Source organism: Streptomyces uncialis (genome assembly GCF_001905345.1).
Taxonomy (GTDB): Bacteria; Actinomycetota; Actinomycetes; order Streptomycetales; family Streptomycetaceae; genus Streptomyces; species Streptomyces uncialis.
On sequence record NZ_LFBV01000003.1, the window covers coordinates 70,927 to 86,360 of the forward strand.

Here is a 15,434-nt window from a genome sequence, read left to right on the forward strand (position 1 = left end):
CCGGAGAACCTCGCACCGGAAAACCCGCACCACAGGCCCCTTACCAGAGATCTCCGTTCTCCGCAGCCCCACTGCTCCGTACCCGCCCATCCATTCCAGCCAGTCACACAGGGCTCATTGATCCGTGTTCATCACTGGGGAATTGTGTGTGGTCGTTGCAGCGATCTGCGACGACTCCCAACGATTCACACATGAGAGAGGCTGGAACACCATGCAGATCTCCAGGACGAAGAACTTCGCCCGCGCCGCCGGACTGGCTGCCGCGACCCTCGCCGCCGTCGCCCTGGCGGTGCCGGGGAACGCGCAGGCGGCCCCGGTACCCGCCTACTGGACCGTCGACTGTGACAAGTTCCCGGCGGACGGCGACCCGGGCGCCCACGACCTGACCGCCCTCATCTACCGGACCAACGACCCGGGCAAGGCCGCGAAGGCGACCTTCAAGGCGGCCACCGAGAAGCTGTCGATCAACAACTGGTCGGGCGCCATGATGGGCTACAAGTTGCAGTGGGCGAACGCGAGCGGCACCGCCATCGAGCGGACCTGGGAGTTGGACATGGGCTCCGGGAACTCCAAGGTGGTCGACTTCGAGATCCCCGAGGGCCGTAAGGTCTACGTCTCCGTCGGAACGCCCGGCGGGAGCACCGCGTTCTGTAACGGCATCGCGTAAGGCGGTAGAACGGTTCCGTCTCCGGGCCGGCGAGTTCCGGGCGGAGACGGACGACGGACGGGGCCTCACGGTCGGCCGCCCGGGGCTGGTTCGCCCCGGGCGGGACCGGAGGCCCCGCCTTCGTGCTCACCGCCCGCGCCGGTCGCCGTCCGTCCCGAACACGTCGGCGGTGACATCCCGCGCGAGTTCCGCGCGGTGGTGGGCGTAGGCCGCGATCCCGGAGACCCGGACCAGCAGGCAGAACCGTTCCACCGATGCCGGCTACCGCGCCATCCGGCCGTACTCGCGGCGCAGGAAGCGCGTCGCCGCCAGGTTGGTCAGGGAGGACCGCCCAGCCACCACGAACATGAGCGCGCCGGACTCCTCCGGGGTGAACCTGTCGACCAGGGCGTACTCGACGTCCCCCTTGCAGAACGGGTACGTCGTCCCGCCGATCGTGACGGCCACCGATTCCGGCTGCTCCGGATCGTAGGGGTGGAAGGCCGTCCCGGGCAGATGGGCGGCCAGATGGCCACGGGTGCGGAGGTCGGAGGCCGGAGGCGAGGCGCCCCGCAGAACTCGGTGCGGTCGCCGTCGCCGCCCCGGAACCCGCCCGGTTCCCTCTCGACCCGGCAGCCCAGCTCACCGGTGAGCAGCGCGAGTTCCATAACCGCGCGGACATCCCGGTAGGCGGAGGCGCCGGGTCCTTCATAGCTCGCCCAGGCACTCCCTGCCCGGCCGGACCCCGAAGAACGCGCCCCGCCGGTTCACGGCACGGGCCCGCTTGGCGCGTGCCCACGCCCGGACGAGGGCGCCCCCGAGGAGACTGGTCACCAGTCCGATCACGATGCTCCCGAGCACCAATTGCGCCTCCGCCCCCCTTCGCTCGCGCGCCGCGCCCCCGCGCCCCTCTTCCGAACCCCGGCCGCGTCCACACGCCCAGGTCACAGGCTCAGGGTCCGGGCCCGGTGCGATCGTCGCGATAGTCGGACGGCCCGCCGGGCGCGCACCACCTCCGCCCGGCCCCCGGGACCCTCCCCTGGCCCTCCGGGACCCTCCCCCGACCCCCGCTCCGGACACAGGACGTACGTTTTCGGCCACCCGGACGCCCGGATCGGCCCCCATATGACGGCGTCTTCCCGCCACTGCCAGGCCATCACTTTCCGGACAGGTAGCCTCGGCCGATGACGCACGGGACGACGACGGCCAGGGCGGCACACGAGACTGCGACGGCGCGGGACCTGTCCTCCCGCGCGGAGCGGCACTGCGGTGAACTGCGCGTCCACTGCTACCGGACGGTCCGCTCCTACGCGGACGCCGAGGACCTCGTCCAGGAGACGATGATCCGGGCCTGGCGTGAACGGGAGTCCCCGGACGACCCGGAGCGGCTGCGTCCCTGGCTGTACCGGATCGTCACCCGAGCCCGTCCGGACTTCCTGGCCGGGCCCTGGCAAGTACCCCAGGGCTGCCAAGACTCGGGTACTGGCTCAAGTTCTGGGCGCTGTCTCCATCTCGGGAGTAGCAGCTGTTTGATCATGGCAACAGAAGGATGCGGCGTCGGAGCAGGTCGAAGTCGGCTCGGCCGTACACCTGTCTCTTCAGCAGATTGGCGGCCCCCCAGACCCCCGGTCACGACGGCGGTGGGTCCGTCGGCTCGGCTCGCTGCGGGTGGAACGTCTCGTGCCGGGCCAGCATCGCCACGCACTCGGCGATCTTCCGGGTGCGCGTCTCGGCCCGTTTGACGGCATTGACCCGGCTGATGAGGGCGAAGAGGTTGGCTTTGGTGAGTACCTCGAACATCGCCTGCGCTTGCGGGTCGGCGGCGATCGCGGCTCGCAGGTCGGCCGGCACCTCCGCCTCCGATGACGGCGCGTAGGCGGCCGCCCACCGCCCGTCGGCCTTCGCGGCGTCCACCGCGGCGCGGCCGGCGGGCAGCATCAGGCCGGCAGCCTCCAGGCGGGCCACGTTGGCGACGTTGCGCCGGGACCAGACACTGCGGGGCCGACGCGGGGTGAACCGCCTCCAGGAACTCCCCTCGTCGCGCTTGCGGGCCTGACCGTCGATCCAGCCGAAGCACAGTGCCTCGTCGACCGCCTGCTGCCAGGTCAGCGTGGTGACGGAACCGCCTTTCCTGGTCAGGGCGAGCCACACGCCAGGAGAGACGGTGTGATTGTCCAGCAGCCACGCGCGCAGCGCCGCGCCGTCAGCAACGATCAACTCATCCAGCTCGGTTCCGGTCACCACCGCAGGTTACGGCGTAGTGCGCGATCGAGGTCGGGCGCTGGTGACCTGGGAGGTCGGCTGGTGGGCGATCACCGAAGGGCTGCGTGGTCGGAGACCGGTCCGGCGATCGTCTGGTGGGTCCCGTCGTAGTACTACGCAGAGGTGGTTCACGTGGGCCGTCCCATGCATCGGGGCGGTCGGCACCTCGACGGCTCCCCGCCGACCGGCCCCTACCGCCCAAGTCCCGCCGGCACCCGCGAGCAGATCACGGACGAGTACCGCACCCATCGGCTGTCCCACCCGGAGTTGCTCGCCCTTCTCCCCGGGCTACGCGGGCGGCTGCTCGGCTGCTCGGCTGCTGGCGCCTACCGGAGACGTGCCATGCCGAGATCATCGCCGAACTGGCGGACGCGGGGTCGGGAACGGGCACGCGGGCGCCTCCAACCGGCAGCTGACGACGGGGAAACGGTCGCGGCCGTAGAGGGCCAACCCTCACCTGCGGCAGTACCCCGGCCGAGGCCCTGCCAAGTCCGTCTCCCGCTGGCGATCGTGGTCGCGGCACCGTCCTCGACGACCGCGCCGACGAGCCGGGCCGCGAGGCCGTGACGGCACGGACGTGGCCCCCGTGCAGCACGTCCTCGCTTCTCCTCGGGCCTTCACGGTCCTGGGGCGCGCCAGTGACCAGGCCCGGGCACTGCTGGACGCCGATGCCGCGCGCAACCTGCGGTTGAGGGTGCTGGCCGGCGGCGAGGACGGTCGGCGTTCGCGCGGTCGTCGTCGCCGACGCACTCGTGCAGAGCCTGACCTGCCGCGGTACCCGGGCCGAGGTCGTCCACCACCAACTGCCCGGACGTGGATGGCCTCCGGCCGGGCAGCCCGGCACAGTCCTGCCGGTGCGTGCCAGCTGCGACGAAGCTACGAAACCCGCCCCAGTAGTTGCGTCCTACCGTCAACACAGGCCGAAGCAACCTGCTCTCGTCAAACCAGAGGTGCCATGCAGACCCCGCGCCACGTAGGTTCGCGCCACGTAGGTTCGTTCTGGGCAGGTTGGCGAGGGACAGGTACGCGTCGGGCTTCACAGGGTGTGAGAACAACGATGGCCGGGGGAGTTCGGCTCTGGGCAGCAGAGGTCCAGGACGAAGGTGCCATCGTGGGTCGTGTCCCGGGTGACGAGGATGGTGAGGGTGGTGAGGGTGGCGTTTGGCCGCGTCCCGGTGTCTGCTGAAGCCGTGAAGAAGGGGCGGGGCACGAGGGGAGACGCGAGTGAAGGGCCCTGATATGTCGCGCGGTGCTCGTCTGGCCGCCCACAGCGCGGTTTCCACCTCGCTGGCGGCGCGCAGTGACAGCGGTCTGCGCGAGTTCGTGGACGCAGGCGCGCCGCTGGGGTCGGGCATCGGCGGGGAGACGGTCCTGCTGGAGGTCGAGGGATCCCGGGTCTTCGTCAAGCAGGTACGGCTGACCGATCTGGAGCGGCGGCCGGGGCTTGTTCACTCCACCGCGAATCTGTTCGGGCTGCCGGCCTTCTGCCACTACGGCATCGGTACGATCGGCGGCCCGGGGTTCGGGGCCTGGCGGGAGCTGGCCGCGCACACCATGACGACGAACTGGGTGATCGCGGGAGACCATGACGGCTTCCCTCTGATGTACCACTGGCGGGTGATCCCAGACTCCGGCCGGCCGCTGCCCGAGGAACTGGCCGACGTGGAGCGGGCTGTCGCCTACTGGGGAGGCGGACCAGCGGTACGCCGCCGGATCGAAGCTCTCCGGCAGTCCACGGCAAGCCTTGTGCTGTTCCTGGAGTACATCCCGCAGAACCTGCACGACTGGCTGGGCGTCCAGATAGGGGCCGGCGACGAGGCGGCCGAGCGGGCCTGCGCCATGGTCGACGACGAGCTGGAAGCCGGCCTCTCGTTCATGAACGCCCGCGGGTTTCTGCACTTCGACGCCCACTTCGAGAACATCCTCACCGATGGCCGACGGCTCTTCTTCACGGACTACGGCCTCGCGATCTCCTCACGCTTCGACCTTGCACGGGACGAGGCCGACTTCTTCGACGAGCACCGCACCTACGACCGGTGCTACGCCGCCACCCACCTGGTGAACTGGCTTGCCGTCGCTCTCCACGGTTGCACCCCGGAGGAACGCAAGGTGTTTGTGAACGCGTGCGCCGAAGGGGTGCCTCCGGAAGGGGTTCCCGCGTCGGTCGCCGCGCTTCTCGTCCGTGACGCACCGGTCGCCGCGGCGATGGGCGACTTCTACCGCGAGTTCCAGCAGGAGAGCCGGGAAACTCGCCATCCGCTGGTGGCGATCTCTCGGATGAAGCGCAGTACGTGACAGCAGCAGCCGGTCATAGGCAGGTGGCGAACCGGCCGTCAGGCCGGCGACCGTGACACCGGGCAGGTCCGCCCCGGCACTCAGGCCCTACAGGCACCGAGGTGCGATGCCCAAGAGTTCTCAGCTGCTTCACGCTCCGTACTGAACCGGGCGGGCTGCCACCAGCGCTCACAGCCTGGGGGCTGATCCATCGTCCGCTCACGCACCGGGATACTTGCACCGGGCTCCCCTCCTGCCTCCGTCGGCGGACCGTACGATCCGGTCTTCGCCTGGGCCGACCGGCTCCTCTGTCGAGCGCCACAGGCTGTAGGCCCGGCCAGGTGCCTGGGGAGGGAATCCGTCGGCACCGGCCGCGACCGTGTGGCACGACGTCGTCGTGGAGTACGACACGGCAGTACATCGTTCGTCGCACGCGAGCCCCGGCAGGACCGGGCCGGGGAAGGAGGCCGGTTCCGCCAGGGCGGGTGTTACATGAGCGGTGGATGGTCCCCCGGCTCCCCGTGCACCGCACAGCCCATGCGTGGTCTCGGGTCCAGTGGTGGCCACGAGGCGACGAGGAGGGGTGCGGTAGACGTGAATGCCGTGAGGTGGAGCAGGCGCGGCACCCGCGCGACGCGCCGTCGGGGAAGGCGCGTGGCGCTGGGGGCCGTTCTCGCCCTTCTCGGCGCGGGGACGCTCCCGGCCGCGTCGACCGCGGCCGTGGACGATCAGAGCGGGCGGGTGTTGCGGCACGACGTGGACGCGATCCGCTCCGCCGGTGTCACCGGGGTCCAGGCAGAGGTACGCACCCCGCGCGGCCGGTGGTCCGCTCGCAGCGGAGTGGCCGACCTGGGCACCGGCCGGCCGGTGCCCAGGTGCGGGTACTTCCGGATGGGCAGCAACACCAAGACGTTCGTGGCAACGGTGGTGCTGCAACTGGCGGGACAGCGGCGGCTGTCCCTGGACGACACGGTCGCCAGATGGCTGCCCGGCGTGGTGTGGGGCAACGGCAACGACGGCGACCGGATCACTCTGCGGCAGCTGCTCCAGCAGACCAGCGGCCTGTACGACTACACCATCGACCTGCCGGTCCTCAACTCCGCCGAGGGGTACCGCCGCCACTGGAACGACGACATACCACCGGAGCGGCTGGTGGCGATGGCGATGCGGCACAAGCCCGGTGATCGGAGCTGGTCGTACTCCAACACCAACTACGTCCTGCTCGGCATGATCATCAAGAAGGTGACCGGTCGTGACTGGTCCACGGAGGTGACCGACCGCATCCTGCGGCCGCTGCACCTGACCCACACCTTCGCGCCCCAGCAGTGGGCGTACCTGCCGCATCCGCACGCCAGAGGCTACGAGCAGTTCACCGAGGGCGGGCCGCTGATCGACACCACCAGGCTCAGCTACAGCTGGGCCGGTCCAGCCGGTGAACTGATCACCACCACCGACGATCTGACCCGCTTCTGGCAGGGGCTCATGAGTGGCCGACTGCTGAGGCCCGCGCAACTGGCGCAGATGAGGACCACCGTGGACACGCGCCTCGGCGGACGGTACGGCCTGGGCATCGCCCGGATCCCCCTGCCCTGTGGCGGCTGGTACTGGACCCACCCAGGCAGCGTCCCCGGCTACGCCACCCGCGCCGGTGTCACCGGCGACGGCCGCCGGGCCGTCGTGCTCTCCTTGTCCTCCCGGGTTACGGTCTGGGAGCCGGTGGAGAAGGCCACCGACACGGCGATCCAGCACGCCCTCTGCCGAACTGACCACCGGAACCGTCAGGATGACCACAACGGTCCGGCATCCCCCGCGCCGACGTGGGCCCGCCACGTCGGTTCGGTGATCTCGGACATCCCGCCATACCCTCGCCCTTGAAACCGGCTCCCCCGTCAGTCAGCACGGTATGCGCCCCGACGTCGACCGCCCCGGAGCGCCAGGGAGCGCACACACGAACGAAGGGCGCGGCGAATCCCGCTGCCGACACCGGAACTGTGCATGCCGGGCCGCGAGAAAGCGCTGGGAGTGGGCCTGCTCCTCGTGTACCTGGAACGCGTCGCGGGTGGCGTACAGCTCGTGGAAGACCCGCACCAAGGGCTCGTCCGACCGGGGTGCGCACCGCGTGGACAAGCGTGTCGGCCTCGGTCCGGATGCCCTCCGGGCCGGTGGATACCCAGTCGACGTGCGCGGCACCGCACTTGAGGTCGTCCGCCGGATAAGAATCCTGCCGCGGCTCAGGGACCCGACGTTCCACCCGGAGATACCCGAGCGCAGCTCGGTGGTCCTCAAAGCCATGGCGGGGCCGGGAAGTCGACGCATGCGGGGACCTGGCCCGCCTCGCAGGTGCTGTCTGGACGCGCTGCGCGAGGTGATCAGCGACGGCTTCTCCGTCAAGTTCAGCCTTTTGAACTGAATCGGGGCTGAGGGGCCGGTTGCCTCCGTCCTTGGCCTGTGCGAGAGGCCGCAGCCGCCAAGCGCGCGGTGCTCCCGTGCGCTTGGCGGTTCAGTCAGGACGGCGGGACCTTGGGGGTCAGCGGTTGTCGTCGAGTTCCTGGTGCATCTGGGGCTGGTCGTCCTGGTCGTGGGTGAGTGCGTACCTTTCGATGTCGTTGAACGCCTTCGAGGCGACGCCCAGGAGGTCTTTGTAGGGGTTGACGCCGACGGTCCGCTGGGTAGCTCCGCCGAAGAGGCCGCCGGCCGTTCCGCTGACGAGGCCGTGGCCGGCGGCGAGCGGCTTGCCCACGAGATCGAGGGGGCTCTTGGGCACGCCGGCCATGTCCGCGTACTTGTCGGTGAGCGCTACGCGGGTCAGCGCGATGTACGCGTCACTGGCCCCGGGCTTCAGAAGGTCGCGGTAGAACTTGATTGCCTGGGCGGTCATGAAGACACCGTCGTCGGTCTTCTGCCATTCCTTGTCCCGTTCCTGGTTCCACAGCCGCTCGGTCTCGTCGGCGTCCTTGGGCAGCTGCCATTTCTCCGGCGTGCCGAGGTAGTGGTTGACGTAGTGCCAGGCGCACATGAAGCCGCGGGCGTCGTCGGCGGAGACATCGATGCCGAGGTTCCTCATGCCTTGCAGGATCTGGGTGCTGAAGATGCAGGCGGCGCCGGTGGTGTATTTCTGGGAGACCGGCTCGCCCCACTTGTCGTAGTCCCACTGGCCGCTCTGCTTGTGCAGCTGCCTGACCGAGGCGTGCACGAGGCGCACCTTCGTCACGGCGGCGGCCAGGGTCCCGTCGCGCATGGCGTTCTTGTCGCCCATGTCGAGGAACAGCCGGGAGGACTGCGACAACCGTCGTCCTGGTCCCTCGACTCCTCCCAGGCGGCCGGTGGAGCGCAGGGTGAACGCTCCGGTGGGTGAGAGGTAGGTGCCGATGAGTCCGACGGTGCCCTGGAGCATCGAGGCGGTGCCGTGGTGGTGTCCGAAGAAGCCTTCGGCGGCCTTGACGTCTGCCTCGCTCCAGTCCGGCGGCGGGGCGGCGGCCTCCCGCAGGAACTGCGCCAGCCGGTCGGGAAGCCGTGACAGATCCGTGTCGGGCTTGAGCGTTCCGATCGTCCGGAACAGGGCGTTGACCCCGTCGACCTCGCCGTTCTTGAGCAGATCGGAAACAAGCGCGTCGGCGGGGGGATCCCCGACCTTGCTCGCGGCCTCCAACTCGGTCGCGACCGTTGCCGATGTCAACGCCATATCAATACTCCTCATGCGTTCACGTAATTGACCATGCGGTAGGTGTGACCTGCGCATTGACGCGCTCCCGGCACAGGGGACGCCCTCCGCACCACGCGAGAGGACCCTGAGTGCCCGCTCCCGAGGGCTGGGCCCTCGCGCAACCCGACGGCATGAACGGAGGAAGCTTGTGCGGCAAGATCACTGATTTCGATCTTGCCGCAATCGGCGTCCCGAGAGGGTCACCCAGGAGGAGTAAGGGGGCGTACGCCCCCGCGTGAATCAGGGCATGCGCCACCCGCCGCTGCTCTGCTCCCGGCGCCCTCACCGCCGTGGACCAGGCCGCCGCCGACAAGTTCCGTGCGATGCTCACCGCCGTACGCGACCTGCGGCCCTGGGCACCCACCCACGCCCTCGACGCCACCGTGTGCGTCGGCCCGTTCATGGAACGCGCACACCCGCGCCCCGGCGACGACCACGACACCGGGACGATCGCCGTCGCCCTGATCCACCCCGGCGCCGGTCACGCTGCGGCCTGCGCTCCACGGCCGCCCGCTCGGCTGCACCGACCGCAGCTGGCTGTGCTGCGAGCCCACCACGGTCCTCGGCACCCGGCACCCGGCACCCGGCAGCCTGCGAAGCCCGCAGGCTGTGTGCAGCACGATCTGCGCGCGCACTCGAAGCCGGTACTCGGTGTTGTGGCCGCACGCTGCCTTCTTCAGCCAGTGCCGCTCGGTGGCAGTCAGGGATATCAGGCGGGCGGCGGCAACGGGCATGACAGGCAAGCTGACTTCCGGAGCCGACCAGTCAGCCTCGCAGGTCGGACAGGTCCTCGTCACTGAGACTGAGATCGTTCGCCGCGAGGTTCTCCTCCAGGTGTTCGAGAGAGCCCGTACCCGGAATCGCCAGCACCGTCGGCGAGGTTGCCAGCAGCGACGCGATCGCGACCTGCGCTGTGGTCGCGCCCAGACGTGCCGCGACCTTGCCGAGCCGTTCGGCGTCAAGTAGGCCGCTGCCGACTCCGCCGCCGAGCGGGAAGTACGGCACGTACGCGATGCCCGCCTCCTCGCTTTCCGCCAGCAGCCCCATATCACCGGTGTGCCTGTTCTGCACCGCCGCGACGGGCGCGATCGCCCGGGCCTCGGCGAGCTGGGCGTCGTCGACGTTGCTGACGCCCAGGTGTCGGATCAGCCCCTCCGCGCGGAGCTCGGCCAGGACCGCGAACCGTTCGGCGATCGACTCGCCACCCGGCCCGGTCGTCCCGCCGACCCGCAGATAGACCAGGTCGAGCCGGTTGATGCCCAGACAGCGCAGATCCGCCTCGACCAGGCCACGCAGCTGGTCAGCCGTCGCCTGCCCGCTCGGCACACCGTTCGGCCCGGGCAACGGCCCCACCTTCGTCGCGATCACCAGATCATCACGGTAGGGGGGCAATGCCGTACGGATCAGCTCGTTGGCCCACACCGCGTCCCTGCCGTAGAAACCGGCCGTGTCGATGTGGTTCACGCCCAGCTCCACCGCCCGGCGGAGCACCGCGATGCCCTTCTCGGGATCTCGCGCCGGACCGGCGAAGGTGCCCATCGCCAGGCGCATCGCGCCGAAGCCGAGCCGGTTGATCGTCAGCTCTCCGCCAAGGGAGAAGGTCTTGATCGTCATGACGCTGATGGTGTCCGCCGGCGCGACTCCCGGCGAGCTCGTGGCAGCTTGCTGCCAGACTGGCGGGATGCGGAACGAAGAGGTGTTCGCAGTGCGAGGAGACGCGGAGTTGATCGCGCGCGCAGGTCATCTCTTCGAGTCCGCGCGGACCGAGTTCCTGTGCGCCGCCCGGGATCTCCAGACCTGGTCGCGGCTGGGGGCCAGGGCCGCGGTCCGGACTCGGATGCGCGCGGCGGATCCCGTCGGCTTCACCCCTCGGAAGCTGCTCAGCCCGGTGGCGCTCGCCGACGAGGAGGCCCGCGCGCATCTGCGGCTGGTGCGGAGTAGAGGCGCTCTCGTTCGGATCAGCCGTTCGCCGCTGCCGCACGAGACCATCCTCATCGACCGGCGGGTGATGATCCTTGCCGGCCGGGAGACCCCCACCGGCCGCGAGTACACCGTGACGACGTCACAGATCCTGGTCGACGGTGTTCACTCGCTGTTCCGGGCGATCTGGGACGCCGCCGTCGATCTCGAAAGCTATCTGCGCAGCGACGTCCCGCACCTCGATGCCGACGGCCGCATGATCCTCAAAGCCCTCGCTTCGGGCCTCACCGACGAATCGGCAGCCAAACGGCTCGGCGTCTCCCTGCGCACCTACCGGCGGCGTGTGGCCGAGCTGATGGGCGAACTTGAGGCCGACTCCCGCTTCCAGGCCGGGCTGCGTGCAGGCGAGCTGGGGCTACCCCGCTAGAACCATGGTGATCGCGACCCTTGGGCGGTCTGCCCGCCTGAGCAGTCGGCGCACGCGCACGGCACGCAGCCGGAGCAGCTGGTGCTGTTGCGGGCCGACGGGTGGTCGCTGCCGGAGGTCGACGGGTTCTTCGCCTCGGCGCGGATGCGCAACGCGAGCGCGGGCACGCGCAGGAAGTACGCCTTCGCGGTAGCCGTCTGGCCGGGGTTCCTTGACGCGGCGGGCCGGACCTGGCTCGGCGCCGACGAGGACCGGAGACTCACATCACCGCTCCACCTGGTCGGGCGTGACCTTCACGTCTCCGTGGGCTCCTGATCGTGGTGTTCTTGCTCCTGCGCCCAGGCGTTCGCCCATTCGTCGAGCGGACCAAGGGCATCACGGAGCGCTGTCCCCAGCCGAGTGAGCTCGTAGCCATCGGCCGAGGGCGCGACGATCCCGCTCGACACGAGTTCGCGGAGTCGCTGGTAGAGGACGCTGGATGACAGCCCTTCGCACCGTGCCAGCAGTGCGCGGGCGCCGAGCGGACCCGCACGCAGTTCCCAGAGAATACGCAGCGCCCACCGACGGCCGAACAGGTCCATCGCGGCCATGAGGGGACGGCCGGTAGTCGATCCACGAACCGGTGTTCCTGGGCGCGGTGTCGGCATGACCCTCCTTGCGTTTCGTTATTCGAAACACTAGCATCCACCTAGGCGTTTCTGATTTCGAAACAAGCTCGACGGGAGAGCCGACATCGCGGACAGCCCTGCCGGAACCGCGGTTCACCGACCAGGCAGGCGCGCTGCTCGCGCGCATGACACGAAGGTGCCGGTCGACATCAGCGCCATGGTGATCACGACGCTGACAAGCCTCGCTCTCGCCCGCCGACGCTCGTCCGAGGCCAACCCGTGAGTCAAACGCACTCATCCCGACACTGGAGGTTCCATGCCCAAGGGCTACTGGGTCAGCGTCTACCGCACCATTTCAGACCCTGAGAAGTTGGCTGCTTACAACGAGCTGGCTCCCCTGGCCGTCGAGCCCGGGGGCGGCCGGACCATCGTCGTGGGCGGTCGGGTCGAGGCGTATGACGCCGGAATCGCCGAGCGCACGGTCGTGGTCGAGTTCGACAGCTTCGAGCAGGCCGTCGCGGTGCGCGAGAGTGCGGCCTACCAGGAGGCGCTGGTCGCCCTCTCCGACGGCGTCGAGCGCGACTTCCGCATCGTCGAAGGCATCGACTGAGCGATGTCCTGGCCGGATGTCTTGGTGGTTGATGCGTGCGTGCGGCGCGACGGGCGGGGCGGTAGCCCCACGGCCGTCACCGACGACGACCCGGCGGCGACGGACGCGGACCGGCGTGCGGTCGCTGCTGCGGCCGGCACCTCGCACGCGGCGTTCCTCGGCCCGGGGCGGACACCGGACGGTGGCCTGCCGGTCCGGTTCTTCACGGCCATCGCCGAACTGTCCGGCTGCGGCCACGGCACCGTTGCCGCGCAGGCCGTCCGGTTGACCCGCACCGCGCTGAGCGAGCTGAACGGCCGCCAGCACACCGGCGGGCGCACGTTCGACACCGTCGCGATCCGCCGCCCCGCCGGCATCAAGGTGTGGTTCGACCAGGGCCTCGTCGCGCTGCGTCACCCGGCACCGGACGAGCGCGCCGCCATCGTCGCCGCGCTCGGGCTCACCGCGGACGACCTGCATCCGACCGCCACGGATCGCCGCGCCCGGCACTCCACGCATGCTGGTACCGGTCCAAGACCGGTCGGCGCTGCTCCGAGTCCGCCCGCACCTCGGCAGGCTGACAGCGGCGTGCCGGCCGTACAGGCTCCGGTCACGATCGAGGTGGAGCAGGGCGACACCCTCGGTCGACCGGCCAGCGTGCTCGCTCCGGCCCGACGCGGGCCGGCGGGCATCACGACCCGCGTCGGCGGGTTGGCGGTGGTCCGCGACGGACAGTGAGGCGACGACCGGACCGTCCTCTTCTGCGATCCGCGCATGGGGCTGGGGCTGTCCGCCGCGGTCACGCGTTGGCGCCCGGTGGCGGCCGCAGCCCCGACCGGCACAACCGAGCCAGGGCCGGTCGAGACGATGACCGGCTCGCCGGCAGGGCGGCGGCCCGAACAGGAACGACAAGGAGAGGAGGAGTAGGTACGAGTCGCACCAGTAGGACGTGATCGGCCATCAACCCCGGGCCCCTGCCTGCCCCAGATGTCGCCAGACCTGGCCGAGTTCTTCGACGTCGCCGTGCCCGACGACCGCAGTCCCGGCCAGGCCCGGGTTCCGGGCCCGCGCGTCGAAGCCGGCGCCGACCGCGGCCGCGATCCGGATCGGGTACGCCCGTTGCTCCACCGCCCAGCAGAAACAGCAGTCCCAGCTCGACGCCCTCGACCGCGCGAACTGCAAGCGCGTGTTCTCCGAGAAGATCTCCACCCGCGTCAAAGTCGGAGGGGACGCTGAAGGTCACGTACGACATCCGCGAGGCCGCGCCCCACCCGGCGATGCCTCCCACTATCTGCACGGCCCCGCTGCACTGCTCACCGACAACACCTGTGGGGTCAGCGGTTGTCGTTGACTTCCTGGTGCATCTGGGGGCGGATCGTCCTGGTCGTGGGTGAGTGCGTACCTTTCGATGTCGCTGGAAGCCTTCGAGGCGACCCGCTGGCGCTGCGACGAACGGGCGTGCCGACGTCGCTCCGCCGTGAGCACCTCGATGCCCGCAAATTCCGTTGAGCCCGCACCCTGCGATCGTGTTGGCTGGCGGCACCGAACTGTCGGCACCGCAGGTGTCCGCTCGGCCATAGCAGGGAGTTCAACGTGCAGGACAGTGCTGTCGACCCCGCTGCCCACAACCGGGCAGCCTGGGACAAGTACGTCCAAGAGGGCAACGAGTGGTCGACGCCGGTGAGTGCTGAGGAAGTCGAGCGCGCCCGCGCGGGCGACTGGTCGATCGTTCTCGTCGGGCATGAGCCGGTCGACCGCTCCTGGCTGCCGACGGACCTGACCGGCAAGGACGTGCTGTGCCTGGCCTCCGGCGGTGGCCAGCAGGGCCCGATCCTCGCCGCCGCGGGGGCGAGGGTCACCGTGTTCGACAACTCACCCGGCCAGCTCGGCCAGGACCAGATGGTGGCGGCGCGCGACGGACTCGAACTGCGCACCGTTCTGGGCGACATGCGCGACCTCAGCGCCTTCGGCGACGCAGCGTTCGACGTCGTGTTCCATCCGGTGTCCAACCTGTTCGTACCCGACCTGGCACCGGTGTGGCGTGAGTGCTTCCGCGTCCTGCGACCGGGCGGAACCCTGCTCGCGGGCTTCCTCAACCCCGATGGGTACTTGTTCGACCACGAGGCGCTTGACGAGCGAGGCGAACTGATCGTCGTGCACAAGCTGCCCTACAGCGATGTCACGCAGTACTCCGCCGAGGAACGCGCCACGAAGTTCGGCGCGGATGCCGCCCTTGAGTACAGCCACACCCTCACCGACCAGATCGGCGGGCAACTCGCCGCGGGGTTCGTCCTCACCGGCTTCGCGGAAGCGCCGCACCAATCCAACGCATCCGCTTCATACATGTCCAGCTACTTTGCGACGCTGGGGGTCAAACCGGGCTGACCCAGCCGCAGGGCCGACCGAAACGGCCGTGTTTCCGAAGGGCCGAGTGGAGCGCAGTGCCGGCCCGACCCCACCAACCTCGCTGAGCCCCGCTCGCTGGGCCAGCGACCATCAGAGCCACGCCGACCTGTACGAGGCTGACGCCCTCCAGTTCCTGGAGGCCGCCGCAGACAAGGGCACGCATGATCCGGGTCCCTGCCAATGAGCCCAGCACTGCTCCCAATACCGGCGGGTGCTCGGTGCCCTGACGGCCCGGCGTCTCCACACCGTGCCGAGCACCAGGGATGGTCGGGCTCCCCCGCTGGTTGCGGGGGAGCCCGACCATTCGTGTTTACAGACCCCACACCATGCCCAGTCCACTCCCCCGCCGACGGGGCCCATGGAGACAGGGGCACCCGGGCAATCCGCAGCCCTAACTCCGCCGGTTGCGGATGGCCAACGCCGTTCCTATGGAGCAGACCACACCCGCGAGCGCGACCCAGAGGCCGGCTGAGTACCCCAGAACGGCTGTGATCAAGCCGATAACGGTGAGAAGGCCCGTGCCGCCCAGGGCAAGCAGGAGTCCGGCTCGTGTGGCGGCGTCGCTCACCGCGCTGCCCCGGCCCAACGGGTCATCCAGA

18 protein-coding genes are annotated in these 15,434 nt (G+C 69.8%); 10 read left to right on the forward strand and 8 right to left on the reverse strand.

Annotation, left to right across the window (positions count from 1 at the left end; genetic code table 11):
* Positions 1-211: 211 nt before the first annotated feature.
* The gene (locus tag AB852_RS14420) at positions 212-667 is read left to right on the forward strand and encodes a hypothetical protein (protein ID WP_073788060.1); all 456 of its coding nucleotides are present in this window, start codon (positions 212-214) and stop codon (positions 665-667) included.
* A gap of 126 nt (positions 668-793) precedes the next feature.
* Here AB852_RS14420 and AB852_RS41340 read toward each other — a convergent pair whose 3' ends face one another.
* The 3 genes from AB852_RS41340 to AB852_RS40750 form a co-directional block, all read right to left on the reverse strand.
* On the reverse strand, positions 794-919 hold the full coding sequence (locus AB852_RS41340) for a hypothetical protein (RefSeq protein WP_281257791.1): 126 nt from the start codon (positions 917-919) through the stop codon (positions 794-796).
* Between the two features lie 9 nt (positions 920-928).
* Positions 929-1,114: a hypothetical protein gene (locus AB852_RS40745; protein WP_245876772.1), complete on the reverse strand. Its 186-nt coding sequence runs from the start codon at positions 1,112-1,114 to the stop codon at positions 929-931.
* Positions 1,115-1,354: 240 nt separating this feature from the next.
* Complete coding sequence (locus AB852_RS40750; RefSeq protein WP_245876773.1) at positions 1,355-1,507, reverse strand: hypothetical protein; 153 nt, start codon at positions 1,505-1,507, stop codon at positions 1,355-1,357.
* A 323-nt stretch (positions 1,508-1,830) separates the two neighbouring features.
* Here AB852_RS40750 and AB852_RS40215 point away from each other — a divergent pair, with 323 nt between their 5' ends.
* Positions 1,831-2,388, forward strand: a complete 558-nt coding sequence (locus AB852_RS40215) for a sigma factor (protein ID WP_073788063.1) — start codon at positions 1,831-1,833, stop codon at positions 2,386-2,388.
* On the opposite strand, the gene AB852_RS14435 is transcribed toward AB852_RS40215, so the two are convergent.
* Positions 2,276-2,890 (reverse strand): YdeI/OmpD-associated family protein, encoded by a 615-nt coding sequence (locus tag AB852_RS14435; protein ID WP_073788065.1) that lies wholly within the window; start codon positions 2,888-2,890, stop codon positions 2,276-2,278. The genes AB852_RS40215 and AB852_RS14435 overlap by 113 nt on opposite strands.
* 1,257 nt (positions 2,891-4,147) lie before the next feature.
* Here AB852_RS14435 and AB852_RS14445 point away from each other — a divergent pair.
* The 3 genes from AB852_RS14445 to AB852_RS39200 all read left to right on the forward strand — a co-directional run bounded on the left by AB852_RS14445 (position 4,148) and on the right by AB852_RS39200 (position 7,592).
* On the forward strand, positions 4,148-5,203 hold the full coding sequence (locus tag AB852_RS14445; protein ID WP_073788067.1) for a protein kinase family protein: 1,056 nt from the start codon (positions 4,148-4,150) through the stop codon (positions 5,201-5,203).
* Positions 5,204-5,836: 633 nt separating this feature from the next.
* Entirely contained in the window at positions 5,837-7,057 is a 1,221-nt protein-coding gene (locus tag AB852_RS14450; protein WP_073788069.1) for a serine hydrolase domain-containing protein, read from the forward strand.
* A 304-nt stretch (positions 7,058-7,361) separates the two neighbouring features.
* Positions 7,362-7,592: a hypothetical protein gene (locus AB852_RS39200; RefSeq protein ID WP_178391013.1), complete on the forward strand. Its 231-nt coding sequence runs from the start codon at positions 7,362-7,364 to the stop codon at positions 7,590-7,592.
* A gap of 117 nt (positions 7,593-7,709) precedes the next feature.
* Here the strand turns inward: AB852_RS39200 and AB852_RS14460 are convergent, their stop codons facing one another.
* On the reverse strand, positions 7,710-8,864 hold the full coding sequence (locus tag AB852_RS14460) for an oxygenase MpaB family protein (RefSeq protein ID WP_245876774.1): 1,155 nt from the start codon (positions 8,862-8,864) through the stop codon (positions 7,710-7,712).
* 786 nt (positions 8,865-9,650) lie between these two features.
* Entirely contained in the window at positions 9,651-10,499 is an 849-nt protein-coding gene (locus AB852_RS14465) for an oxidoreductase (RefSeq protein ID WP_073788073.1), read from the reverse strand.
* A gap of 67 nt (positions 10,500-10,566) precedes the next feature.
* Between AB852_RS14465 and AB852_RS14470 the strand changes: the two genes are divergently transcribed.
* Both AB852_RS14470 and AB852_RS14475 read left to right on the forward strand, forming a co-directional pair.
* Positions 10,567-11,232 (forward strand): helix-turn-helix domain-containing protein, encoded by a 666-nt coding sequence (locus AB852_RS14470; protein ID WP_073789112.1) that lies wholly within the window; start codon positions 10,567-10,569, stop codon positions 11,230-11,232.
* Positions 11,233-11,313: 81 nt separating this feature from the next.
* A complete protein-coding gene (locus tag AB852_RS14475; RefSeq protein WP_073788088.1) occupies positions 11,314-11,547 on the forward strand; it encodes a hypothetical protein in 234 nt (77 codons plus the stop codon).
* On the opposite strand, the gene AB852_RS14480 is transcribed toward AB852_RS14475, so the two are convergent.
* On the reverse strand, positions 11,526-11,822 hold the full coding sequence (locus tag AB852_RS14480; protein ID WP_079184615.1) for a winged helix-turn-helix transcriptional regulator: 297 nt from the start codon (positions 11,820-11,822) through the stop codon (positions 11,526-11,528). The two genes, AB852_RS14475 and AB852_RS14480, sit on opposite strands and share 22 nt — an antisense overlap.
* Before the next feature lie 334 nt (positions 11,823-12,156).
* Between AB852_RS14480 and AB852_RS14485 the strand changes: the two genes are divergently transcribed.
* Positions 12,157-12,450 carry a DUF1330 domain-containing protein gene (locus tag AB852_RS14485; RefSeq protein ID WP_073788092.1) on the forward strand — a complete coding sequence of 98 codons (294 nt, stop codon included), beginning with the start codon at positions 12,157-12,159 and terminating at the stop codon, positions 12,448-12,450.
* Positions 12,451-12,489: 39 nt separating this feature from the next.
* Complete coding sequence (locus AB852_RS14490; protein ID WP_245876775.1) at positions 12,490-13,167, forward strand: PhzF family phenazine biosynthesis protein; 678 nt, start codon at positions 12,490-12,492, stop codon at positions 13,165-13,167.
* A 222-nt stretch (positions 13,168-13,389) separates the two neighbouring features.
* On the opposite strand, the gene AB852_RS40755 is transcribed toward AB852_RS14490, so the two are convergent.
* Complete coding sequence (locus AB852_RS40755) at positions 13,390-13,638, reverse strand: hypothetical protein (protein ID WP_073788094.1); 249 nt, start codon at positions 13,636-13,638, stop codon at positions 13,390-13,392.
* Between the two features lie 384 nt (positions 13,639-14,022).
* Between AB852_RS40755 and AB852_RS14500 the strand changes: the two genes are divergently transcribed.
* Complete coding sequence (locus AB852_RS14500) at positions 14,023-14,814, forward strand: class I SAM-dependent methyltransferase (RefSeq protein ID WP_073788096.1); 792 nt, start codon at positions 14,023-14,025, stop codon at positions 14,812-14,814.
* Positions 14,815-15,434 lie beyond the last annotated feature (620 nt).

What these genes read in the sequence shown, in the direction of transcription:
- AB852_RS14420 (WP_073788060.1), top strand. Translation starts at nt 212, where the DNA reads ATGCAGATCTCCAGGACGAAGAACTTCGCCCGCGCCGCCGGACTGGCT.
- AB852_RS40215 (WP_073788063.1), top strand. Translation starts at nt 1,831, where the DNA reads ATGACGCACGGGACGACGACGGCCAGGGCGGCACACGAGACTGCGACG.
- AB852_RS14445 (WP_073788067.1), top strand. Translation starts at nt 4,148, where the DNA reads ATGTCGCGCGGTGCTCGTCTGGCCGCCCACAGCGCGGTTTCCACCTCG.
- AB852_RS14460 (WP_245876774.1), bottom strand. Translation starts at nt 8,864, where the DNA reads ATGGCGTTGACATCGGCAACGGTCGCGACCGAGTTGGAGGCCGCGAGC.
- AB852_RS14465 (WP_073788073.1), bottom strand. Translation starts at nt 10,499, where the DNA reads ATGACGATCAAGACCTTCTCCCTTGGCGGAGAGCTGACGATCAACCGG.
- AB852_RS14470 (WP_073789112.1), top strand. Translation starts at nt 10,567, where the DNA reads ATGCGGAACGAAGAGGTGTTCGCAGTGCGAGGAGACGCGGAGTTGATC.
- AB852_RS14480 (WP_079184615.1), bottom strand. Translation starts at nt 11,822, where the DNA reads ATGGCCGCGATGGACCTGTTCGGCCGTCGGTGGGCGCTGCGTATTCTC.
- AB852_RS14485 (WP_073788092.1), top strand. Translation starts at nt 12,157, where the DNA reads ATGCCCAAGGGCTACTGGGTCAGCGTCTACCGCACCATTTCAGACCCT.